The organism is Vibrio sp. 1069, from assembly GCF_033340555.1.
In genome coordinates this window covers 222,758-247,146 of the sequence record NZ_JAWOWP010000003.1, presented here as the reverse complement: position 1 = coordinate 247,146, position 24,389 = coordinate 222,758, and the positions used below count along the sequence as shown (strand labels likewise).

The window sequence follows — 24,389 nt, the reverse complement described above, 5'->3', positions numbered from 1 at the left end:
GCGAGTGGGAAGAGCGACGCTTACTCATCTATTTGAGGATGAGAGTATTGCTGATATTCAGGTAACTCTTTTCTTAAATTACTAAATGTCGCCCATGCACTTTCTTTTGAGAGTTTGTTGATCAGCCAGTTTGGCAATAGACCTCCGGGGTCAGCAAACGCCTTGTATTCCACGAGTGTTGTATCGTTTGTGAGTTTTTGTAACTCCCAAGTCGCATCAACCGAGCGAATTCGAACATAACCATTTTGTTCAGCAAGATATGAGTCAGGTGCGCTTTTGATTTCTATCGTGAATCCCAGCTCATCGACCCAGTACTTTGAGTAGGTGACCATATCCCGATTTTTGGCAGGCCATGGTGCTTTAAACTGGGTGTAAACGATGTTCTCGGTGGCCGATATCTGATTTAAAACCCGGCTATGACTGGCATTGTCAATCCAGTTCGGGATATTGTCACTGTCTTCCAGTAGCGTTAAAAATGCACCATAGCTGGTGGGTGTGAACATCCGGGCACGGATCTCAACTAAACCGTCACTATGTTCTCGGGAGTAAATTGTGATTCCATTCTTGTCACTCTCGAACTGCCAGTTCTCGTTGGCGCTCGCATCAGTGCCAGCGGATATCAATGTGGCGAGTGTTAAGGCGCCCATTCTTAAATGCAACATCATGTTAGTATCCGCCAACTTTTCCTAAATTTAAGTTTATACGATTTGTCGTAACTATAAGGACAATAGTATGTTTTTTGTTATCGTTCTGAAGGTTGCTCTGCACTGAAGCCACGTTGAATGTTGGTGAAGGTAAGCGATGCAAATATTACGATAACGATCGCTAGATGCCATGCTTGACTCAATCCAAGCTGCACCAGAGTTAAGCTGACCAATGAGGAGACGACCATTTGTCCACCACCAGACATTGCCGCTGCGGCACCTGCTTGCTTTTTATAAGGTTGCATTACCATCGCTTGTGCACAAGGTAGGGCAATACCATTACCCAAGATCATTAATAGCTGTCCTAGCATCAGAAATAGAGGCTCAACAGGACAGAAAAATAACCATATTGCGGCAGCGAGGTGAAGAAATGGGGTGCAGAGCAGCATTTTTTTATTGCCAATAATTGGCCTTACTCGGTTACAAATCGTGGTACCACATAACATACCCAAAGCGGGAATGAGCGCCCACATCGCGTATTGAGCGGAGGTCATGCCAATTTGATCTTGCATGATAAATGGCATCACAGAGACTGTCGTAATCATTAAGCTGAAGTTTAACCAACTGATACTGGCGAAACTCATAAAGTAACGAGACGTAAGTAAGCTCTTGTATTGGAGTAACATTTTTCGGGGTGACGGAATGACAGAACGTTTTGTGATGGTTTCTGTGAACTTAAAGGCGATGATTACCCAAGCCAGCGAGACATAGCCCAACAGAGAAATAAACACCATACTCCAACCGAAGTGGAAGTTGATAAAGCCGCCAATCACAGGTGCAATAAGTGGCGTGATTGAAGCCGCCATGGCGATGTAAGACATTGCCACTGGGAGTTCATCCCCGCTAAATCTATCTCGAGTCGACGCCCTCGCGAGTACCGCGCAGCATCCTGTACCTAACCCTTGTAAAAAGCGCCCCATCACCATCCCTGTAAATGTGTCACTGAAGAAAATAATTATCAGCAGACCAGACATCGCGATGAGTAAACCGGTAAGTAATACTCTTTTTCGTCCTAAAGCATCTGACACTGGCCCGTAGATAAATTGAGAGGGGCCGAAGCCGAGCAAATAAATACTCACAAGCAGTTGAGCTTGGTCGAGGGAGATGGAAAAGTCTTTTGCTATCCATGGCAAAGAGGGCATAACTAGCCCCATGCTCAACTGGCCAACGCTAATAATAAGACAGGCGAGTAGTATAGTATGAAAGTTGATTGGGCGACTCATGACTGGTCTCCATTCAAACAACCTTTTTGGCGTCGTGAGCTTAAGCCGCCTTCGTCATCCACTTCATTTAGCTTTGCTTTGACCCGCTTCACAGTCGATAGACTGACTTCGCATTGCTCTGCTACGTTTTGCAATGTGTAGCCTTCTAGCAGTAACGTTGCGATCTGTTGGTGTTTGGTTTTGTTTGCGGGGCGGCCGCGAAACTTCTGTTTCCATAATTCTGGCTGCTCTTTAATGGCCTGTCGCCCTTGCTCTGCGGCAAACAGGCGATGTTCAGTCTGCACTTTCCCATATCCAGATAACACTGTGAGTAGTGTTTGAGTCTGAACAGAACCTGGCTCAAAAGTTATTGATTCACATACAGTTTTCAATGTTACCCCTTTATCGAGTAGCATTTTTATCGTGTTCAATGCTTGACTAAAGTCGCGACCAAATGCGGTCAGCCACCAGAGCACAATCGTATCCCCAGCTCTGACGGAATCGAGCAGTCGTAAGAATGCCTCTCTCTCGGTTGGAGGCATGCAACCACGAACCTTATCCTCAAAATGCTGAGCTTCGGGCGCAAAAGCTTTTAGAGTATTAAGGTGCTCTTGGTAAGCTCGATTTTTTGGCGAATAACGAGTGTAAAGATACGTGGTCATAAGGATTATGAGCCTCTTTTTGTTTGGTTCATATAGTGTAATAGCTCATAAATATACATGGGTTCATTAATGCTTACAACACTAAATGAGCCGTTTGGGAGTCAGAGGCAAATAAAAAAGCCAACCGAATGGCTGGCTATAGCTATTTAAGCTTTTGTTGTCTGGCGCTCGATTAACTTCACTGGCACCATCATTTTTACTAGGCTGCCGTTTTTCGTATTAATTTGATCAACAATGATCTTCACGCACTCGCGAGCGAGGCGACGGAAATCCTGGCGGAACGTGGTTAATTGATAGCTTAACCATTCTGTCTGAGGAATATTATCAAAACCAATGACTTGTAAGTCCTGAGGAATCCTCAACCCGCATTCTATACGGGCGATATCCATGACCGCCATCGCAAGGTTATCGGTTGCACAGAACACCGCTTCAGGCCGATTTTTGTCTGCCAGTATGGCACGGACTTTATCAAGTGAGCTCGCGTAGTCATAGCTGGCTTCAATGATGCGTGGCGTCTTGCCGGTTAGGTCTTCAAATTCAGAGCAGAAGCCGCTTTGACGTTCGTCATTCGTAAAGGTTGGCACTTCTCCCGTCAAATAAACCGCGTTCTTCACGCCACTTTTGTGCAGAAGTTGCGCAGCTTGTTGGCCTGCTTCGTAGTTGTCACTGATAACGTAGCTACTCCTAGTACCTTCAACAACTCGTGCGTATTGAACAATTGGGATATTAAACTCTTCACATTCTTCATAAAGGGACTTATTGAAGGTTGCGGAAGCAGCAATGACACCATCGACGCGATACTGGAAGATATTTGGGATTGAGTGGCCCTCTTCTTCATCCACTTGCCATGGAATCAATACGGCAGAATAACCTTTTTTCTGTAACTCACTGGAAATTAATTGCAGTGTTTTCATATGGATAGGGTAATCCGCATCAGGAAACACCAAACCTATCAATTTCGATTCGTTTGTGGTCAGGCTACGTGCAAAGGCGTTAGGGCGGTAGTTAAGGGCTTTAGCCGCTTCAAAGACTTTTTGCTTGGTCTTTTCGGATACTGAGCTACCCGGAACAAACACGCGCGATACAGTAGATTGAGAGACGCCTGCCATCTTTGCCACATCTTTTGATGTGACTACGTGTTTAATTGATTTCATGAATAAAACTTAGTTGCCAGTAATTGAGGTCATAAGACTAGCATAAATAGGTACGTATTCATAAATGTTCTAACGGGTATCCTAAGTAGAATAATGGCTTTGGAGTATTAAAAAGCAAAATGTGGGTTAACCCATTCGATTTGCTTTGAGCTAGCACTAGAGCTAGAGCGTAGATACTGTCCGTTTGTTGGACGTACAGTATCTACGTAAAGAACATTAATTTGCTTGTTTGACTGCAACTTTACGTTTCGGGGAGAGGAGTGAATACCCCATGTATCCGATGCAAGCGGTTGCGACAAGAATAGAGCAGCCACGCATAAAGTTAATCAGCATAGGAGCGTTGTCGGTAAACGCGTTGATCCCCCAAAGCATCACGAGAGAGAACACAAACATCACTAGTAAGCCATAACATGGAGCATCGATTTTGCCGGGAACGACATACCAACCATCTTCCTTGATTGGTTTATTTAGACGAGCATATTCCGCTTGCTGGCCTTTCACTGTGTAAAGATGCATTTCATCTTGTTTACCCGTCAGGAGAAGGCTAGCAATGTAAGCAACAACGGCATTCACAAGGACGCCAATCACGCAATACCAAGGCCACGCAATATCGGTCGCAACGGCTACATACCAAATCACCAAGAAGCTAGCAGCAACGCCAATCAACAAGCCTTTTTCAGTAATGTGTTTTGAGTAGAACCCAAGGACAAACATACAGAAGCTCGCACCGACAAAGTAAGAGCCTGCCTTACTCAGCACTTCCAGTACCGAGCCGGTGCTGGTGGCAAACATGATCGCTGGAATGATGACCAAAATCGCCCACGCCACCGTGAAGAAACGCGATACCTTTAAGTAATGCTCTTCCGACTCGTTTTGCTTGTAGAAGCGTTTGTAAAAGTCAGCCACAGAAACGGTCGCCATTGAGTTAAAGGCGGAATCGAGACTCGACATACTTGCCGCCAGAATCGCAGCGGCAATGATGCCCATCAAGCCTGGCATTCCATATTCACTCGCGTAATGAAGAATGATGGTGTTGCCATTTTCAAACTCTTTACCGTCGTAATAAGCGCTGAATAGGACGCCAAGCAAGATAAAGACAAAGTAAATAAAGAAGGCCACGTAGCCCATCATCAACATTGCCTTTTTCGCATCGCCCATGTTTTTCGCGGCCATACAACGTTGTACCATCATCTGGTTACCGCCATACACGGTGGTGTGGAACATCGTCATTGCGATAACGCCAGCCCATACCGTCGTTACTTGGCTTAGGTCAAAACTTGTCTGTAGGGCATCGGTCATTCCTTTCGCTTTGAGCTCTGCCATGACCTCCGTCATTGGAGAAGGCATGCCATTCCAAACGGCTTCAATGATGATGAATGCGCCAATAAATAAGATTACTGCTTGAATCACATCGGTCCAAATGACAGCCGCGATACCGCCCATTACGGTGTAGATAAGGGCAATTGCAGTGACGATCATGATGCAGTACATCACGTCGATACCAGTAATGAACTCTAAAATCATTGCTGTCGCGTAGAGTACGGCTGCCGAGCTCAATGCTTGTTTGATAAGGAAGATAAACGACAAAGTCAGTCGTGAAGCCTTACCGAAGCGTCGTTCTTGATACTCGTAGATGGAGGTTAAACCGCTGTTGTAGAAAAACGGCATAAACACAGCCACGATGAAGAAGATCACCAGCGGATAATTGAGGTGAATCGCGATAACCGACAGGCCTTCTTTGTAAGACCAAGCTGGCCCGCCAAGGAACGACATGGCACTCACGTAAGTACAAACGACAGAAATACCGATCGCCCACCAAGGGATGCTCTTATCACCCAAAGCGAATTGGCTAGCTGAAGTTACTCGCTTACCAATCACCGCACCCAATACTAGCGTTAGGGCGATGTATCCCCCAAGGATGCTCCAGTTAAGTGCGCCAAACTCATGCATAATTAGGTCCTTCTAACTGTTCTTTCATTTGTGCAAACACGTCATAGCCAAGCTGCAGCAGGATATGAACGATGTCGATCGCCACCCAGTTTTCCTTCAGTAAATCGCCTTCGCGTCGCCAAATGTCCATAACGCGAAGTTCGATGTGTTTTCCTGTCGGGGCGAGACCGAGCCAGCCACTGTGACCAGTGTGAGTACCATGCATATGTGGCCAACCACCTGTGGATACGTAGTCATTTTTGGCCAAAAAATTGACCTCAATATCGACACTTCGATCAGGGAAGGCGAACACGAATGGTGCTTGGTGGTGGTTACGGAAACCTTTGATACCGCGCGTAGTACCAATACCTGCAGGGCCGTACCACATGAAGTCATTGTGCCAGTAGTTTTCTAAATCCATCGAGAAAAGATCTTGACCATCAAAACGACCCAAGCAAGACAGCATATCTTCAACCAGCTGGGCGCTCTTTTCACTTTCTCCCAAAGACACAACAGATTGTTGAATACCGTCAGAAGTCGCAGGAGAAGGAACCAAGCCATCGTGACCTAAGCTTTTACGAAGAGGGTTGCAGCCTGCTTGATTCATCGCGTCGATGAAGTCTGGGATCATGTAAGATTCGGTGATTTGGTCGTTCTCCACACACACCATTTCGGTGTAACGCAAGTAGAGTGTTTTCCCTGTTGCTGGGATGCCAAACAGTGGTTGTTCAAATGTACCGATAAAGTAGCCGGTAGAGTTGTACCAAGTGCGGCCTTCGTATTCGCCGTGCATCACAATTATTGGTCGGCGCTCGGCGTCAGGCAAAGCATTCACAAGTGGTGAGAGGAAAGATTCGTGGGTTGCATCTGGGCCATTAAGATCGTTCACAGGGTGCGCCACGCACCATTTTACGTCAGGGTTCAAAGTTTGCAGAGCGGCCTGTTTTTGCTCGATGTCTGCGGCTTTGAAGTAGTTCTGGTAGAACTGTTCGATGATGTTGAGTGACATGTTGCTTCCTTACTGTCTGTGATTTTAATAAATAGTGTTTAGTCAGCCGTTAGCCTTGTTGTAGCAGGATTTGCTTCCAGATTGCGGTCTCGTCAAACAAAGTGAATTCGCGACGAAGACCCCAAGGGCCAAACTCAGCGTGGCTGATCCCCATGATGTAAACCTCTTTTCCTGAAGGCTTACCAAACATCCCGTATCCCTCATGCTTACCGTGCAAAGACCATCGAATTGCCGCGCGTGGTGACATCATGTCGTCATCTCGGCCAATACGATGGTGAACGGTAAATTGAGCATTTGGGAAAGACGCACGAAGTGCCATCCAAAAATGATCGACTTTCGAGTGTGATAGGGCAGTTTGACCGCCACTGTATTCGCCGATGCAAGCGCGGTCGTACTCTTTCGGTACTATAGAGAACTCGGCATTCATAAGGCTTCTGAGAATTGCTTCGTATCGCTGACCATATTCGTTGTTGTTGCCTACGCCCAAATAAGGTCCAGGAATGTCGACTTCAGGTGTGAACGGAAATGGGCTTGATTCCACGCCACCTTCAAATTCGATTTGTTGGCGTGCAAACTCTTCTGACGTCATACCCAGTTGTTTCGCGATATCGGCTTGATCGCGAACCAACCATTCGTCATTGATTTGGTTATTGATAGCGTGGCAATCTGCGATAATACGGAAACGAATTTTGCGGTTCGAGGCTTGCCCGTAGAAGCCGTTGCCACTGTGTGTTGCAGTAGAGATGATTCGATGAGAAGAAAGCATGCCTTGTTCCGGGGTGCCTGACCAAATGACGTCTTCGCCATATAGCGTGCGATCGGGAAACTCGGCCAGTGTCGCCATTGTTGCACTGATCACCCCTTCGTTTCCTTGAACGATAGAGAGTGGAGTACGCACAACAATGTCGGGAGAGTAGTAGTGTTCTAAGGTGTTTAAACCTCGGTCTTCCCAAATCTCTTTTGTGATACCAAGAATGTAGTCGGGAAAATCACGCCACTTTTCATCGAAGCCAACCATGGCCATAAATCACCTCCGTAATTGAATAATTATGTTTTGATTACGTATTCAAAATATATCATGTTGCCATTTTGTCAACGGATTGTTTTTCGGTTGTTTAAATAGCGTGCTGATGATCAGATTTTTAACAATTGAGCGGAAAATAAACTAAAAAAGTACAGGCGAGATGGAAGCTATCTCTTATCGAGACGTGTTAATAAGAAAGGAGGTCAAAGTTTTTTGTATGAATTTTCTAGTATCTTATTGTTTTTTAATCGCTTAATTTATTTTGATCTGTTTGAATGGAAACAAATGATTAAGCCAAAACTGATAATCATGCAGATCAAGGCACCCAAATAGACTTTATCGCTAATATTCAGCTATTTTGGTGTCAATTATCCTAATATCTTTCAGATTTTCCCTTTGCATACGAATGCTTAAAGGCTTTTTTATTAAATCGGAAGTAGATAACGAATAAGCCACTAGAAAGGTGTTTATCTAGTGGCTATAACAGTCATAAGCGCTCTATGAGTGCAACGATCAGGATAAAAGCGCAGGTAATGATAGCGAGATGGCAGGGATGAAGGTAATCAACATCAAGGCCACTATCATTGCACCAATCCAACCCATGATGGCTTTAGAGAGCGACTCTATCGGTACTTTGCCTACCTGACTTGCCATAAACAGGTTGGCACCCAGAGGAGGCGTAACAAAGCCAATGGCCAAGTTCACGATCATCACGATCCCAAAATGAACGGGATCCATGCCGAGTGCTGACGTAATGGGTAACAGAATTGGCGTGAGAATAACAATGGCTGCCAGCGTTTCCATAAAGGTACCGACAAGCAACAACAGGACATTGATGCAAAGCAGTATCAGAAGTTTGTTTTCAGTAATCGATAGAATGAACTGAGCAATCTCGGTCGGTAGACGTTCTAGGGTCAATATGCGGCCAAACGTCACGGACGCACCCACAATGACGAGTACTGCGCCAACTAACAGTGACGACTCTAGAATGATTTTCACAACTTGCGCTGGTTTGAGCTCTTTATAAACAAACATGCCAAAGAATAAGCCATAGAGCACACCAATGGCGGCTGATTCGGTAGGTGTGAAGATACCGGAATAGATACCGCCGAGAATGATCACGGGGAGTAGCATTGCCCAACTGGCTTCTTTTAGCGCATCAAGACGCTCTGCCCAGGTCGCTTTGCGCTCGTTACCTGTGTAGCCCCGCAATTTTGAGACAATTAGACAATAGCCGATCAAAACCATACCGACGACCAAGCCAGGAATGATGCCCGCCATGAACATCTTAGTGACGGAGACTTCAGCAGTGATCGCGTAGACGATCATCACCACAGAGGGTGGAATAATGACGCCAATTCCGCCGGAGGACGCGATTAAAGCACCTGCAAAGCTGCGGTCGTAGCCTTTCTTCACCATCGAAGGAATCATCGTCAGGCCGATAGCGGCAACAGTGGCAGACCCTGTTCCAGAGATGGATGCGAAGAACATACACGCCACAATGGCCACGATACCAAGCCCGCCAGTAAAGTGGCCAAAGAAGACCTCCGCCACATGCAATAATCGTTTTGAGATCCCTCCTTGGCTCATAAGGTTACCTGCTAAGGTAAAAAGAACGACGGCGAGGAGAGGGAAGGAGTCGAGCCCTGTCACCAAGCCTTGTACTAAAAACTCGATGTTAAGGAATGGCAGGCTTAATATCGCGACCATACTGGCTGCCGCCAGAGCAATACCGACCGGAACGCCAATGAGCAGAAGCAGACCAAAGCTGCCAAACAAAAGTGCAGACGTCATGCGTTAAACTCCAATAGTCGGTTAGAAGTACGATACTTTGCTTTGATATGGCGATAGCGTTGGCGAGAAAAGCGAACTCGTTCATTGCTGGTGGAGCACGCGTTCACACGTTGATAAATGCTGGTTACCAAGCGTACGCAGCTTAAGATTGCGCAAACCAAAACGGACGCATACAGGCAAGCAATAGGTATTTCCATTGCGGGAGCAATCTGACCGAGTTGCAGGCTGCGGTTTATAACCTTAAATCCAAACCAGGCGACAGTTGCACTAAAGGCAAGGTAGATAAGATCAGAGACAATCAAACTGAATTGCGTCCAATTGCCCGGAAGTTTATCGATGAACACACGAATGCGGATGTGTCGATCATCTCGGATACAGTAGCTGATGCTCAGGTACATCGCCCATACGAATAAATAACGAGCCAGCTCTTCAGCCCACGCGATCGTTGCATCGAACAGGCGTAGGGCGATTTGCAAGCACAGTAAAGTTGTCATCGTTGAGATCGCGATAACGATAAGGGTTGGTTCTAGGTATTTGTCTAGTAAGCGAAACCACTTCATGTTCACCTCCAAAACGAGAAAGCACGACCTGTTGCCAGATCGTGCAAAAGAGTGGGAGTTATAGGCGTTCTATCTCGGCCATCACGTTGTCAAACAAGTCTTTACCCGTTTTACTGCGCAAGTCCTGGTACACGGCCGCATTCATTTTCTCTTTCATGATGCTGCGTACCTCGTCTGGGACGATGTTAACCGTCATGCCTTTTGCTTCGAGCTCTTTGATTACTTCTCGGTTTTGCTGCGCGGCGAGCTCACGCTGTTTTGCGATGGTTTCTTTGCTTACTTCACTGATCAGCGCTTGTTGTGCGGCCGGCAGTGAATCCCAAAACGATTTGTTCATGAACAACACGTAGTTGGTGTATATATGGTTAGTTAAAGAGAGGTACTTTTGTGCCTCGTAAAAACGTTCGGCATAAATAGAGTAGATAGCACTTTCTTGAGCGTTAATCAGGCCTTGTTGTAACGAGGTGAAAATTTCTCCCCAAGACAGAGGTGTTGGCGCAGTACCAATAGATTTCCACGCGCTTATTTGAGTGGGGTTAGATGCCGAGCGAATCTTTAGCCCTTTCAGGTCCTCAATACTATCAATTGGCTGTTTGTTGTTGGTCACGCTACGAAAGCCGACCTCCATAAAGCCAAGTCCATGAAAGCCTTTTGATTCCATAGCATTCAACAATGGTTGTCCGATCTTCTCACTGTCGAGCGCTTTGTGTGCTTGCTCTTCGCTATCAAAAAGGTAGAACACGTCGAGCACGTTAAACTCTGGGACGTAGGGAGAGAGTAAAACTGACGCACCAAACGTCATTTGTAAGTTGCCTTGCTGTACGAGTTCAGTCGTCTCACGCACATCGCCTAGTTGTCTCGCCGGATAGATTTCAACTTCTATCTCACCGTTTGAGCGAGCTTCCACTTCTTGTTCGAAATAGAGCATTGCTTTGTGTACGGGAGAGGTTTCTTGACTGTCATGAGCAAGACGAATAACACTGGTTGCAAACGTATTCATACTGCTAAATGCAAGCCCCAGTGCGGTAAGTGAAGTAAGGATTACTTTCTTCACCGTTCTTCCTTGTTTCTGGTATGACCTGCCATTGGCATTCGTCGGCAAGTCACACAACTTTTTATGTTTTTATAAATTAGTTGAGCAATTCATATCCATTTTGCATACGAATCCAAAATAAAACATTAAAGTAACAAGTCAATAACAAGATTGATGAATTGATGAGGAATTAAATAACGATTGGTGAAAATTTAATCGTGATCACAGAAAATGCCTTACTCGAAAGCAAGGCATTTTGTTTATGAAGAATGAATAAAAATGGATTTATTAAATGGTGCTACTACGTTCGATCAAGGTGCCTTGCTCGAAAAGGTATTCGCCAGTTGCATCCAGGTTGCCGTTGATTCGATTCATCAAATCTTCAACCGCTCGTTTAACAATTTTGTCGACTGGTTGAGCAATGGTGGTCAAATCATAGCTCGGCCATGCAGACATCGGAATGTTATCTACACCCATCACAGAGAAGTCTTGGGGGATCTTTGCTCCGGCTTGTCGCAAGCCATCCATCACACCCATGGCGAGGATGTCGTTTGCACAAAAAATTGCATCGGGTTTGCTAGTGTGCGACAAGATCGCTTTCGCCGCTTCTAAGCCTGCTTCAAAGCTGTACTTGGCTTGGATAAAGGTTGGTGACGGGGAGCCGAGTTCTTGCAATTTTGAAGAGAAACCCAGCCAACGCTCTTCACTGGTCATGGAGCCAGCATCGCCACTGATATAAGCACACTGTTTTGCGCCTTTCTGCGTTAAATACTCGGCTGCTTGTTGGCCCGCCAATCGGTTATCAATACCAGAGCTATTGGCATTAATACCCTCGGCGTAGCGGTTAATCAAGCTTAAATGAACGCCAAACTTTTCGCATTGGGCAAACGCGCGTGAGGTTAAACGGCTGGTGGCGATAACGAGTCCGTCCACTTGGTATTCAATGGCGCGTGAAATGGCGAGATCGAGGTCGTCCTTGTCGATAGGGCAAAGCACAACTTGTCCGCCTCGCTTTTGAATTTCGACAGCCAAAGCACGAGATTGCATGTCGTACATTGGGTTTGATTCGCTATCTAACGCAATCGCCACTAAGCCTGAACGATTCGAAATCAGACCTCGGGCGATGGCATTCGGTGTGTATCCGAGCTTAGCTGCGGCATCCATCACCATTTTGCGTTTCTTCTCGCTAATACTCGCAGTCGGGCTGAATGCTCTAGATACCGTCGATTGAGAGACGCCGAGCATCTTCGCGACGTCGATCGAAGTTACTTTCGCTTTAATGGTGATACTCCTTATTTAAGGCCATTGAACCTTCTCATACGTGCTGAGTGTATGGGCTAGGGGATTTCTGTGTCTAGAGCATTACATTGATAAGGCGTAAATATCAGAGAAAACTCAAGAATTCATCACATTTCTCTCTTGCTTGAAGCCATCAATGATCATTTTGTGTTCAGAGCCAACACAAAAGAAGCTAACGCCGAGTTCACGCCATTCCCGAGCTTGTTGAGCCGTCGCGACAAACATGCCAACAGGTTTATTGGCGGCTCTGGCCGCTTCGATTACTCGCATACTTGTTTGTGCGACTTTCTCATCATGAACGCTATCAGCACCATAAGCGACAGTGAGATCAACTTGGCCAATGAAGAGCGCATCAATACCTTCAACATTGGCAATCGCTTCAACATTTTCGACCCCTTGAGGGTCTTCAATTTGTGCAATGACAATCGTATTCGCACGGCTGTCTTTTAAGTGTTCAACCATGGGCTTAGTGGCGTATTGCGCTGCTCGACTGGAACCAGCATACCCTCGGCCACCTTCGCCGTAATGGCAGATTTTCGCCAGTTGCGTCGCTTGCTCAGCAGTACAAACATGGGGAATTTGTACACCCGCCGCGCCACAGTCAAGCGCGTTCAAAATGGTTGAAGGGGCGCTGTCTTGTACTCGTACCACGCACGCGAGGTCATTCGCTCTGGCCGCCATGATGCACAGATCAAGCGAGGAACGATCGAAAGGTGCGTGCTCTGCATCCAGTACCACAAAAGGCAACTCTGCCAGTGCCAATACCTCGATAATGTGAGGATGAGGGGTTTTAACAAATGTACCTAATAGCGTTTCTTTAGTCAGACGTTGCTTAAAATTGCTCATGATTATCTCCTTTGCAAAGGTATGCAAAAGCTAACACGGCGAAATGTAAATGATGAGTAAAAATGATGTGATCTAAAACTCATTTTTGATTAAAAATTAAACTCAATCAAGGTCCTTATTACTTGCTTTTATTTGTTTAAACTAATAAATACAAAGGCTTAAGGATTGTTTTTGTGGTTTGTTTACTTAACTTGTCAAATGTTAATTAAGTGTTTAATCTGATTTTGCATTCGTATCCAAAGGCATAAAAATAACCGTTCGTCAGCCTCAATGTTCAAGGAGAAACCCAATGGCACGCATTTTAAAAAACGGAATCACTGAAGAAGCATCAGCATCAAATGACGCAAAAGTGCGTCAGATTGTCGAAAACATTCTTGCTGATATTGAATCGAAAGGTGATAGCGCTGTACGTGAGTTGTCTGAAAAGTTTGATAACTGGTCGCCGGAGCAATTCCGCCTGTCAGAAGAGCAAATCCAAGCCTGTGTGGATGCGCTTGATGAATCGACTCGTCATGATATCGAGTTCGCTCAGCAACAAGTTCGAAACTTTGCTCAAATTCAACGTGACTCAATGAAAGACGTCGAAGTAGAAACCATGCCTGGTGTGGTACTGGGGCATAAAAATATTCCAGTCAACAGCGTGGGTTGTTACATCCCTGGCGGTAAATACCCATTGGTTGCATCCGCTCACATGAGTGTACTGACGGCGAAAGTCGCGGGCGTAAAACGTGTTATTGCTTGTGCGCCACCGTTTAATGGCCAGCCGAATGTGGCGATTGTCGCTGCGATGGCAATGGCGGGTGCGGATGAAATCTATTGCTTTGGTGGTGTTCAGGCGGTAGGTGCAATGGCTCTGGGGACGGAGACTATTGCACCGGTCGATATGATTGTAGGGCCGGGTAACGCATTTGTAGCAGAGGCAAAACGTCAGCTGTTTGGTCGCGTTGGTATCGATTTGTTTGCAGGCCCAACGGAAACCCTAGTCATTGCCGATGAGAAAGGCTGTGACCCGGAATTGGCAGCGGCAGACTTGCTTGGTCAGGCTGAGCATGGTTACAACTCTCCCGCTGTATTGTTGACCAATAGCGAAACATTTGCGCAAGAAACCATCAAAGAGATTGAACGTCAGTTAACCATTCTTCCAACGGCTGAAGTCGCGGGTAAAGCGTGGGCAGATTACGGACAAGTGATTGTGTGTGATAGCTACGAAGAAATGGTGGAAGTGGCAGACGATATCGCTTCTGAACACGTTCAAGTGATGACGGAAGATCCTAAATACTTCCTAGATAACATGACCAACTACGGTGCCTTGTTCCTAGGTCGTGAAACCAACGTTTCTTACGGCGATAAATGTATTGGTACCAACCATACACTGCCAACGAAGAAAGCGGCGCGATACACTGGTGGCCTTTGGGTAGGTAAATTTATCAAGACCTGTACTTACCAGCGTGTAACGGAAGCGGCGTCCCTCAAAGTCGGTGAGTATTGCTCTCGCTTGTGTGCACTCGAAGGTTTTGCTGGCCACAAAGAGCAAGCGGATATTCGTGTGCGCCGTTACAAAGGCAAAGTGGAAGAGGCGTAATATGTCGAAACTTGCCTTAGTCACAGGCGGCAGTGGCGGACTGGGTGCCGCCATTTGTCGCAAGCTAGCTGAATCGGGATATCGCGTAATTCTGACTTACAACAGTAATCAGAAAGCGGCCGAGGATGTGCTTTCCTCGCTGCCACGTAACGAGCATCTAGCATTCAAATTGAACGTGGCAGATTCTAGTGCGATTGAACAGCTTAAACATCAAGTCAGTGAAATAAGCGACAAGCTGGATTTGTTGGTCAACTGTGCGGGGATGACGAAATTCGTCGCGCACTCTGATTTGCAAAGTTTAGATGACCAGCTGTTTGACCAAATTTTCCAAGTGAACGTCCGTGCGCCTTTTGCCATGGTTCGAGCGTTTGAGCCTTGGCTTAAGCAAGCCAATGGTTGTGTGGTGAACATTACTTCTATCGCGGCACAGACTGCGATGGGGAGCAACATTGCTTACTGTGCAAGTAAATCTGCCGCGGAGAACATGACCCGTTCTTTAGCTCGCGCTCTGTCTCCCGAGGTTCGAGTTCTGGCTGTTGCTCCAGGGCTTGTCGACACTGAGTTTGTCAAAGGCTTGGATGACGCATGGCGTAATCAACAAGAACAATCCACACCGCTTAAGCGTTTAGCCAATGATGAAGAAGTCGCTCAAGCCGTGTACGCCGCGGCAGATCTTCTGACCTTCTCGACAGGCAATACCATCGCGGTTGATGGTGGGCGACCTTTAGGTCTGTAACACACTTTCGGTTTGTAACTAACAATTCAAAGGCTAGGTCCAAACAAGGACAACAAGGATTTACAATGACTCTACAATCTAAAATGAATAATAATCTGGTCCGCTACATGGAACTGATTCCGGGTACGAGTGCGTTTATTGATGCGCGCACGCCAGGCAGTGATCTGAAAGATAACTTCTGCATTATCGGTGCTGGGGTGGCAGAAAGCAGTCGTCAACATGTTCATATTCGCGATACGGCGGGCTTTAACATTGGTGCCGCAGGCCAACCGCCGGGCATCAAAAATTCGTTGCACTCTCATCGTACCGCCGAGCTTTTCTTGGTGTTCAAAGGTCAGTTCCGTTTTTATTGGGGGAACGATGGAGAGCATGAGGCGGTGTTGTCTCACGGTGACGTCATCTCGATTCCAACCAATCTCTTCCGTGGATTTGAAGTGGTTGGCCGCGATTACGGCTTTATGTTCTCGGTACTTGGCGGCGACGATTCAGGTGGCGGCGTTATTTGGCATCCAAACGTTATTAAAGACAGTCAAGGTTATGGTTTATACCTCAAAGCCGATGGCACACTCGTGGACACTATTAATGGCGACCCGGTGCCACAAGAATCAGAATTGATGCCGCTGCTTACCGAAGAAGAGCTCGCGACCTTCGATACATACACCGCAGAAGAGATGATGCCATTTGTCGCTCTGCAAAAAGATTATCGTGAAATCAAAGGCGATTTCGGCGGAAGCAACGTGAAACAATACGCCTTAACGGGTCATCCTTTGGCGAGTTATGACTTCCAAGTAAAGAGTGAAGATGAAGTGAGCATCATGGCTTATGAGCTTTCTGAAGGTGGCTCGATTCCTCAACACTGGCGAGAAGAAAAACAAGTGCTTATCAACTTTGATGGCGATACTGAAGTGGTCCTCACGCATCAGGGCGAACAAGCGAGTGTTGTTTTAACGCGCGGTGATGTGCTGAATGTTCCAGAAGGTGCGTCATACTCACTGACGAACTTGCGTGGTAATAGTTTGACGTATTGCATTCTTGGCTCTGATCAACCAAAGCCGCTGGCAGGAGAATAAAATGACGCAACCCACCTCGTTAGTTTGGCTACCCGGACTACTTTGTGATGGCACATTGTTTGAGGATATCAACCGAGCGTTGCCAAGTTGGGTTGAGCCTACATGCCCGACGCTGGCTTCATTGCCGTCAATGGAACAGCTGGCGCAGAGAGTGTTGCAAGACGCACCGCGGGAGTTTGTCTTGGGGGGCTTATCAATGGGTGGGATTCTTGCCTTTGAGGTGTACCGTCAAGCGCCAAACAGAGTCAAAGGCTTGATCCTCATGGATACCAATGCAGCAGATGAAAAGCCAGAGGTGACACAAAAGCGTGATGCACTGGTTAGCCGTGCGTTAAGTGGTGAGTTTGAACGCATTACAGCTGACACTCTGATGCCTGTGCTGATTCATCCAAGCCGTTTGCAAGACAAAGCGTTAACTGAGCGTATCGAAGGCATGGCGGTTAATGTAGGTTTGGAGGCATTTGAAGCACATGCTAAAGCGTTAGCAACTCGCCCGGATGCTCGACCTTTATTGGCGGACATTCAAGCTCCTACGTTGGTGATAACAGGTAAAGAAGATAAGCTTTGTCCGCTAGACAATCATCTGCTCATGGAGAGATGCATCCCAAACGTCACACTTCATGTTATCCCTGAGTGTGGGCATCTATCTACGCTTGAGCAGCCTTTAATTATTAGTGAAGTGATGACTACTTGGCTTCAAGATAACTTTGCTTAGTGTTGATAAGAACTTCATCACTCACCACCTTAAGGTTACTTGGGTATAGGTGGTGAGCGATGAGTATTATCAGAAGTAGTAGCGAATACCTGCCGCGAATTGATCATCACGATTTTCGAATTTGCTGCCATCGTACTGATCTTTACCTAGGTCGAACTGGTATTCAGTCCAAACTAGGAATTTGTTCTTCTGGAAGTGGTATTCAAGACCAGGAATCAGCAAGTTACGCTCGTAGCCTTGTGTCTCGTCACCGCGATCTTCCATGTAGTTGTAGTTCAACGTTGGGCGTAGGCCGTTATCGAAGTGGTAGTAAGTGTAGATTTCGCCACCTAGGGTATCGAACATTACGTCCGTACCGCCTTGGCTCACTGCTTCCCAGTTTTCGCCAACGTGGAAAGTCGCACCCGCGTAGAAGCCACCGTTGCTGTAGTTTGCGCCCAATAGCATGATGCGCATGTTGTCGCCGTTTTCTACGCCAACCACGCTTGCGTCTAGATCCGCAACTTCATTTTGATGGTAAGCCGCACCCAGTGTTACGCCATCAACGGGTTTGTAAGTGATAGACGCACCTATGCCGTTTTTCAGTGAGGCTGTCGCATTATTTGCTAGAGCAACACCTTCACGCGTGGTTTGGTAAGTAAAGCCGTAGCTCACTTTTTCATTGATTGAATTACGGTACGTAATTGAGTTTTCTGCACGACCCGCGCCGGATGCGATACCCCAGTCAGCTAGGTTATAAACATCTGAGCCACGAGTACCGAATACACGACCTAAATCGGTGTACCATGCTACGTCGTAGAAGGTAGACCACTGCTTAGTACCTGCAGCAATCTTGCCATATTTTTCGTGATCAACACCTGCGTATAGCAAGCGGTCGTAAATGTTTTCGCCGTTCGCGCCAGAGTTGTAGCCCCATTCCGCGTGACCGAAACCAGTCCAGCCGTTATCCAGACCCATTTGGCCTTTCAAACCGAAACGTGAGCTGCCGCTGTTCCATTCGCCGTTGTCATCACCGCCACGGTCTTGGTAGCGAAGATCGAAACGGCCATCGATGGTTAGGCTGTCGCCAGCGTCATTAACAAAAGTGTGTGCAGCAAAGGCTGAGCTAGAAGTAAGCGCTGCTAAAATCACTGCAGAAAGGGTCGACTTTTTCATCATCAATCTCATTATTCAGGGCGCAGAAAGCCACCGTGCGTTCATGCCCGTTTTGAATAAGGGTTCTATCTTGAGGTTGTGCCCCATCCTTGAGGCACGAGTTGGGAGCATGTCGCCTGAACCGAGAGGGGATTCAGGCAACATAAAGGCGGGTTGACAATCCGCCCCTAGGACTTCTTATAGAGAAGGGTTTAGGATCTGTTGAGTACGCTCGAATACGTCTAGACCTTGCTGTTTTAGCCAGTAAGGTAGGTCGATCAGTACCCAGTTCTCAGATAGCTTGTCGCCGTCACGGTAGTAAACGTCAACCACTTGCATGTCTGCACGTACTTCACCACCTGTCATACCTAGGAAACCACCGATTGGCGTGTTAGATAGGTTTGGCCAGCCGAAGAAACAAGAGAAGTTACCTTCTGCGAAACGACATACGTGGCCATTAAACTTCTTGTCTTTCAGGTTGTTACGGAACGGCAATTGGTGCTGCTGTTGGTAACGAGGAATTGTGTAAGACGCACCGATACCACATGGACCGTACCAGATCATGTCTTTAGACCAGCTCTTCTCAAGAACTTCTGGTGGGCAACCCATAGCGCCGCTGTCGTTCAGTGCAGATAGGTCATCAACCATCTTGTTCACTAGTGCTAGTGTTGCTACGCCTTCTTCTGGTGCTGCGTCTTCGAACAGTAGACCGTCGTGGTTACGAGGACCAGGGTATACGAAGTGCTTACCTGTTGATGGTGGTAGTGGGTAACAACCCGCTTGGTCCATCGCGCCTAGAAGGTCTAGGAATAGGCCAGTCTTAGTGATCTTGCCGTTTTCAACACAGTTAAATTCTGCGTAACGGATGTTCATGATTTTGCCAGTTGGGCGCATGCCTAGGTATTCAGCGTCGAATAGACCCATGAAGTGACCCATGCTCATTACCCAGATTTCACCTGATGTTACTTCGTTCTCACCACCGATGAAGATGTCTTGACGACGCTGCATGCGAGTCATTGATTTCATCAAAGGAGCCCAGAAAACGTCAGCCGCTGCTTGAGCGCCTTGTTGCTCACGGAATGGGTAAACACCACGCCATAGGTAATCTTCTGAAGTGTGTGCTTTTAGTACTTCTGCCACGTTCTCGTGAGTTGCGTTTTCCATTGCGCTGAAGTATTCACGTACAACGCGTTTCGCTTCTTGATATTTAGACATAATAAACTCTCTTATTTGCTGTCGAGTCGGCTTTGGGAACAGGACTCGAAATTAAGTTTTTTCATCCGGCCGGGGAGCCAGCCGGAGTTTTTGAAATTCAGTTACGCTTTTGCTGCTTCGGCTTTTTTGCTCTTATCGAACACGCCGCCTTTTAGTGTCTCTGGCAGTGATAGCCATAGAAGACCAGCAAGGATCCATACGATTGGTGAACCCCACATTGCGGTTTGTAGGTCGGTACGTTCTTGGATGAAGATAAGTACCATTGGTGCCCACATACCGAGGATACGACCGCCGTGGAATAGCGCCGCGCCGTAGCTACGTAGGTGTGCTGGGAACAGTTCTGAGAAGTAACCACCCCATACCGCAGAAGAAGACAGACCGAAGTTGTAAATCAGACCAAGTAGAGCCAGCATGTTTAGGCCGCCAATCACCATGTCGCCAGGTGCAACAAAGAAGATTGAAACCATGATGCCCGCTAGGATGAAGCCAAATGCGTTCACCTTACGACCGAATTTGTCAGCTACCCAACCCCAGAACCACGCACCAAACAGTGAACCAAACGCTGAGATAGAGAAGATGAGACCGATGGTTGCACCGTCGAACATACGCACATCACGTAGGTAAGTGGTTACGAAGCCACCAAAGAATTGGAAACCGTAGAAGTTAAGGCCAGCCAGCAATAGACACGTTAGAGTGATCTTACGGTAAGGTTTACTTAACATTTCGCCCCAAGAGCCTTTTTTCGCTGGTGCATTTGATTCTTCTGCCTTTGCTTGCTCTTCTTCACCGTAAGCGATCACTTTGCTGTCGCTAGGTAGTACAAAGATCATGACAACAGCTGCTGCCAATGGTGGGATACCACCTACAAGCATTAGGCTTTCCCATGGTGCATCAATGCTTGCAATAAATGCTGCATATGCACCCATTACCATCAGTGCTACAGAGAACATAGAAGACGCGAATGCCGTCAACTTACCACGTACCGTTGGCGTAAATAGGCCGATCATCAAGCTTACTGCCACGGTGAAGTAACCACCCAGTGACAAACCAATGATGAAACGCATTGCTGCCCATGTTGTGTAGTCGGTGAACATCATATTGATGATCGTTGCGCCACCGTTTAGGGCTGTGATGGTAATAAGAGTGGATTTCTTACCAAATTTTGTTGCGAACCAAGCACAGCTCAATGCACCGATAAGCGCACCAACCGACTGCCATGTATAGAACTGGGCAGTGTCTGACAGGCTAATACCATCATACGCTTCAACGATGTATGGGCGTACGTAGTCAATAATTACAAAGTTATAACAATAGAAAAAGTAACCAACCAGTATCGCTAGATAGGCAGCTACCCTTTGAATCATAGGAACTTCGCTCATGTGTCTTTTGGCATTCATGACCGATAAACCTCTATTTCACTTAGGATTTGTTGCTATTCAAACTTAAAGAACACGATCTTATTGGGATCATCTTCGATTTCGTGTCGTGGTGAATCATAGTTTTTTTAAGGTCATTAGATCCGTGATCAATATCAATTTTAAAATGAATGCGTACCCAATTAGTGGTTTTTAGTGATGGGAGTCTCATTAAATCGGTCTTTTTGGCATTTTTGAATATATAACCGTCTATATTGGTGATTTTAGTCACAGTTATGGCGGTATTATCGTTTAGATATGCTTTTTTAAAGTAATATCCAAGCACAAATAATTAGCACCCAGAATTATGGAAACCCTGAAATGGTTACGTACTCAAGTTTTGTGGTGATTGCGTTATACGTGTTAATCACCATATTAATCAGCTATTTAGTGAATAAGCGCTACAGCAATGGTGGCGACTTTTCTACGGGTGGAAAGCAATTTGGCTGGTTTACGGCAGGTGTTTCGATACTTGCGACTTACATTAGTGCGATGACGTTTGTAGGGATGCCAGGTTGGGTTTATAGCTCTGGCATGGAAGCGATGAGTATTCACCTTAACTATCCCATCGTTATTTTTTTCACCGTCATTTTCTTTGTGCCTGTTTTCTATAAGCTGGGTCTGACTTCGATTTATGAATATCTTGAGCACCGCTTTGGGGTGTATGCAAGAACCATCAACTCGATTGTGTTCATTGTGGTTCAATGTATCTCTGCGGGTGTGATTTTGTATGCCGTGGCGCTGATCTTAGTGCAAGTTCTGCCTATCAGTATTTCTGAAGCTATTATCTACATTAGTATTTTCACCGCTTGCTATACCTATGCGGGTGGGATTTCCACGGTGATCTGGACCGATATGTTGCAATCTGCAGTATTGGTTGCGGGCAGCATCGCTATCTTTGCCATTCTAATGACAGAGATTAATGCGGCAGATTACCTTTCTCGTGATCACCTGAATATCATCAACTTAGACTTTGATTTAGGCGTAGATACCACACTCTGGGCTGGCGTGGTTGCCGTGAGCTTTTTGCATTTGAGTGTGTACGGCACCAACCAATTGATCATCCAACGCACGTTAGCGACGAGATGTGAAAAGACGGCGCAGAAGTCGATGCTGTTGTGTGGTTACGGTGCATTTTTTGTGTACTTATTCTTCGCGGTACTCGGTGTTCTTTTGAGTGTTTTCTATCAAGATCAATCGTTTGAAAACAGCAACGAAGTGATTTTGGATTTCGTCTTCAACCACACTAACCCAATCGTCGTTGGTTTGATCATTTCCGCATTGGCGGCGGCCGCAATGTCGACCTTGGATTCTACCTACAACTCAATGGCGACCGTCGCAACGTTCGATATCTACAAGCGTTTCGTTCGCAAGAGTGCCGATGATGAGCACTACGAAAAAGTCGCAAGAAAGATGAGTTTGCTCGCTGCGGCTATGGTGGTAGTGCCAGCTCTTCTGGCGGTATCGAATGAATCGGTACTCAAAACCATCGCTAGTCTGACTTCTATCTTTGTTGGTATCCGTTTGGGTTCATTCGTGCTTGGTTTATTCTGGGTGAAAGCCAATGAGAAAGGCGTGATCGTTGGCAGTATCATGAGTGTGATTGCGGTGTTTACTGCGATGTATCTCGACGTGGCTTGGCCGTGGTTCGCGCCAATTGGTACGTTCGTCTTCCTTTTGTTTGGTGTGTTAGTGAGCCGTCGTTGGGGCGCTGTGACTGCCGAGCAACAAATCTTTATCAATAATCAAAAACATCTTTTTGCAAAGCCAACCGCAAGCCATTATGGGCTGTTGGTGTTCGCTGTGGCGACCATCGCTGCTTGTATGGTTCTCCCTGATTGGCTTTATGCTGCATTGTCGTAATAGGTAAGTTTATGCTGTCCATCTTTGATATTTACAAGATTGGTGTGGGTCCTTCTAGCTCTCACACCAATGGTCCAATGATCGCGGGTTACCACTTCACTCGTTTGATTGAATCGAACTTGGCAAAAGTGGTTCGTATTCAAGTCGATTTATACGGCTCACTCTCGTTAACGGGGATTGGTCACCATACTGACCGTGCAACCATTTTGGGTCTGTTGGGTAACAAACCAGATACCATCAAAATCGCTTCTGCGAACAAAGCGATGCGCAAGGCGATTGAAGAGGGCATGATGTCTGTCGATGGCCGTCATGAAATCGAATTCAACTACAAAACGGACATGTTGTTCCATGAAGAGAACCTTCCTCTGCATGAGAATGGAATGACGATTACTGCGTTAGATGCGCACGGCAATCAGGTTGGGTTTGAAACTTACTACTCTATCGGTGGCGGTTTCATCGCAACGGCGGATGAACTGCAAAATGGCAGCGCGACTGCGCCCGTAGAAGTTGAGTTCCCATTCTCCAGTGCGGACGAAATGTTGGCACAGGCAGAGAAGAATGGCATGAGCCTTGGCGGCATGATTCTGAAAAACGAACAAGCGTTTCAGGATATGGAAGCCATCAATCAACGCGCAGAGCAGATCTGGCGTGTGATGACGCGTTGCATGGAGCGCGGTTTCGAGACAGAAGGTATCTTGGATGGCGGCTTGAACGTGACCCGCCGTGCGCCAAACTTGCTGAAGAAGCTTGAAGCAAATGCAGCAATCGAAAACGATCCGATGGAAATCATGGATTGGATTAACCTGTTTGCTTTTGCTGTGAGTGAAGAAAACGCGGCTGGTGGACAAGTCGTAACGTCGCCAACTAATGGTGCGGCGGGTGTGATTCCGGCGGTATTGATGTACTACCATCGCTTCATCAAAGAGCTCGATACTAAACAGCTTAAAGACTTCCTTGCTGTATCCGGTGCGATTGGCATCTTGTACAAAACCAATGCGTCTATCTCGGGTGCCGAAGTGGGTTGTCAGGGCGAAGTCGGTGTATCTTCCTCTATGGCGGCAGCTGGCTTGACCGCGCTACGTGGTGGCAGCAATGAGCAAATTTGTATTGCGGCTGAGATTGCCATGGAGCACTCACTAGGCATGACCTGTGACCCAATAGGTGGCTTAGTGCAAGTACCGTGTATTGAGCGTAATGCAATGGGCGCAATGAAAGCGATCAATGCATCTCGCATGGCACTAAAGCGTAATAGTAAATGTTTGATCTCGTTGGATAAGGTGATTGAAACCATGTACCAAACGGGCAAGGACATGAACAAGAAATACCGCGAGACGTCACTGGGTGGGTTAGCTTTGATTCACCTAGCGCCGCCTTGCGAATAATGAGTTAGGCACATCTAACCAACAAAAAAGCCGAAGCACTGAGATGCATCGGCTTTCCTTT

At 46.7% G+C, this 24,389-nt stretch carries 21 protein-coding genes; 6 read left to right on the top strand and 15 right to left on the bottom strand.

Features of this window, described 5'->3' with window-relative positions; translation table 11 throughout:
• Positions 1-20: 20 nt before the first annotated feature.
• The 12 genes from R7040_RS07145 to R7040_RS07090 all read right to left on the bottom strand — a co-directional run bounded on the left by R7040_RS07145 (position 21) and on the right by R7040_RS07090 (position 13,216).
• Positions 21-665 (bottom strand): START domain-containing protein, encoded by a 645-nt coding sequence (locus R7040_RS07145; protein ID WP_017820098.1) that lies wholly within the window; start codon positions 663-665, stop codon positions 21-23.
• Between the two features lie 77 nt (positions 666-742).
• The gene (locus R7040_RS07140; protein ID WP_017820099.1) at positions 743-1,927 is read right to left on the bottom strand and encodes a multidrug effflux MFS transporter; all 1,185 of its coding nucleotides are present in this window, start codon (positions 1,925-1,927) and stop codon (positions 743-745) included.
• Positions 1,924-2,568 (bottom strand): recombinase family protein, encoded by a 645-nt coding sequence (locus tag R7040_RS07135; RefSeq protein ID WP_047102429.1) that lies wholly within the window; start codon positions 2,566-2,568, stop codon positions 1,924-1,926. The genes R7040_RS07140 and R7040_RS07135 overlap by 4 nt, the downstream gene beginning before the upstream one ends.
• A gap of 146 nt (positions 2,569-2,714) precedes the next feature.
• Positions 2,715-3,722, bottom strand: coding sequence for a LacI family DNA-binding transcriptional regulator (locus tag R7040_RS07130; RefSeq protein ID WP_017820101.1), 1,008 nt, complete (start codon positions 3,720-3,722; stop codon positions 2,715-2,717).
• 216 nt (positions 3,723-3,938) lie between these two features.
• On the bottom strand, positions 3,939-5,672 hold the full coding sequence (locus R7040_RS07125) for a sodium:solute symporter family transporter (RefSeq protein WP_213967514.1): 1,734 nt from the start codon (positions 5,670-5,672) through the stop codon (positions 3,939-3,941).
• A complete protein-coding gene (locus R7040_RS07120) occupies positions 5,665-6,660 on the bottom strand; it encodes an ester cyclase (protein WP_206970576.1) in 996 nt (331 codons plus the stop codon). The genes R7040_RS07125 and R7040_RS07120 overlap by 8 nt, the downstream gene beginning before the upstream one ends.
• A gap of 49 nt (positions 6,661-6,709) precedes the next feature.
• Positions 6,710-7,684, bottom strand: a complete 975-nt coding sequence (locus tag R7040_RS07115; protein ID WP_318081156.1) for an ester cyclase — start codon at positions 7,682-7,684, stop codon at positions 6,710-6,712.
• 513 nt (positions 7,685-8,197) lie between these two features.
• Positions 8,198-9,478: a TRAP transporter large permease gene (locus R7040_RS07110; protein WP_054578612.1), complete on the bottom strand. Its 1,281-nt coding sequence runs from the start codon at positions 9,476-9,478 to the stop codon at positions 8,198-8,200.
• Positions 9,475-10,038, bottom strand: a complete 564-nt coding sequence (locus R7040_RS07105; RefSeq protein WP_085569423.1) for a TRAP transporter small permease — start codon at positions 10,036-10,038, stop codon at positions 9,475-9,477. The genes R7040_RS07110 and R7040_RS07105 overlap by 4 nt, the downstream gene beginning before the upstream one ends.
• A 58-nt stretch (positions 10,039-10,096) precedes the next feature.
• Positions 10,097-11,092, bottom strand: a complete 996-nt coding sequence (locus R7040_RS07100) for a TRAP transporter substrate-binding protein (protein ID WP_213967512.1) — start codon at positions 11,090-11,092, stop codon at positions 10,097-10,099.
• Positions 11,093-11,359: 267 nt separating this feature from the next.
• A complete protein-coding gene (locus tag R7040_RS07095; protein WP_025768661.1) occupies positions 11,360-12,316 on the bottom strand; it encodes a LacI family DNA-binding transcriptional regulator in 957 nt (318 codons plus the stop codon).
• 150 nt (positions 12,317-12,466) lie between these two features.
• Positions 12,467-13,216 (bottom strand): HpcH/HpaI aldolase family protein, encoded by a 750-nt coding sequence (locus R7040_RS07090; RefSeq protein WP_213967511.1) that lies wholly within the window; start codon positions 13,214-13,216, stop codon positions 12,467-12,469.
• Between the two features lie 289 nt (positions 13,217-13,505).
• Here R7040_RS07090 and hisD point away from each other — a divergent pair, with 289 nt between their 5' ends.
• The 4 genes from hisD (at position 13,506) to R7040_RS07070 (ending at position 17,319) form a co-directional block, all read left to right on the top strand.
• A complete protein-coding gene (gene hisD, locus R7040_RS07085; protein WP_005374756.1) occupies positions 13,506-14,798 on the top strand; it encodes a histidinol dehydrogenase in 1,293 nt (430 codons plus the stop codon).
• A gap of 1 nt (position 14,799) precedes the next feature.
• Positions 14,800-15,534 carry an SDR family NAD(P)-dependent oxidoreductase gene (locus R7040_RS07080; protein ID WP_025768659.1) on the top strand — a complete coding sequence of 245 codons (735 nt, stop codon included), beginning with the start codon at positions 14,800-14,802 and terminating at the stop codon, positions 15,532-15,534.
• A 65-nt stretch (positions 15,535-15,599) separates the two neighbouring features.
• Positions 15,600-16,604 (top strand): cupin domain-containing protein, encoded by a 1,005-nt coding sequence (locus R7040_RS07075; protein WP_213869927.1) that lies wholly within the window; start codon positions 15,600-15,602, stop codon positions 16,602-16,604.
• 1 nt (position 16,605) lies between these two features.
• Positions 16,606-17,319 (top strand): alpha/beta fold hydrolase, encoded by a 714-nt coding sequence (locus R7040_RS07070; protein WP_213873735.1) that lies wholly within the window; start codon positions 16,606-16,608, stop codon positions 17,317-17,319.
• Between the two features lie 69 nt (positions 17,320-17,388).
• Here the strand turns inward: R7040_RS07070 and R7040_RS07065 are convergent, their stop codons facing one another.
• From R7040_RS07065 to R7040_RS07055, 3 genes are all read right to left on the bottom strand, one after another.
• Complete coding sequence (locus tag R7040_RS07065; protein ID WP_318095530.1) at positions 17,389-18,474, bottom strand: porin; 1,086 nt, start codon at positions 18,472-18,474, stop codon at positions 17,389-17,391.
• Positions 18,475-18,651: 177 nt separating this feature from the next.
• Positions 18,652-19,668: a nuclear transport factor 2 family protein gene (locus tag R7040_RS07060; protein WP_005374772.1), complete on the bottom strand. Its 1,017-nt coding sequence runs from the start codon at positions 19,666-19,668 to the stop codon at positions 18,652-18,654.
• A 101-nt stretch (positions 19,669-19,769) separates the two neighbouring features.
• A complete protein-coding gene (locus R7040_RS07055; RefSeq protein ID WP_017634479.1) occupies positions 19,770-21,065 on the bottom strand; it encodes an MFS transporter in 1,296 nt (431 codons plus the stop codon).
• A 339-nt stretch (positions 21,066-21,404) separates the two neighbouring features.
• Here R7040_RS07055 and R7040_RS07050 point away from each other — a divergent pair, with 339 nt between their 5' ends.
• On the top strand, positions 21,405-22,946 hold the full coding sequence (locus R7040_RS07050; protein WP_170889941.1) for a sodium:solute symporter: 1,542 nt from the start codon (positions 21,405-21,407) through the stop codon (positions 22,944-22,946).
• A gap of 11 nt (positions 22,947-22,957) precedes the next feature.
• Positions 22,958-24,328 carry an L-serine ammonia-lyase gene (locus tag R7040_RS07045; RefSeq protein ID WP_005383410.1) on the top strand — a complete coding sequence of 457 codons (1,371 nt, stop codon included), beginning with the start codon at positions 22,958-22,960 and terminating at the stop codon, positions 24,326-24,328.
• Positions 24,329-24,389: the final 61 nt, after the last annotated feature.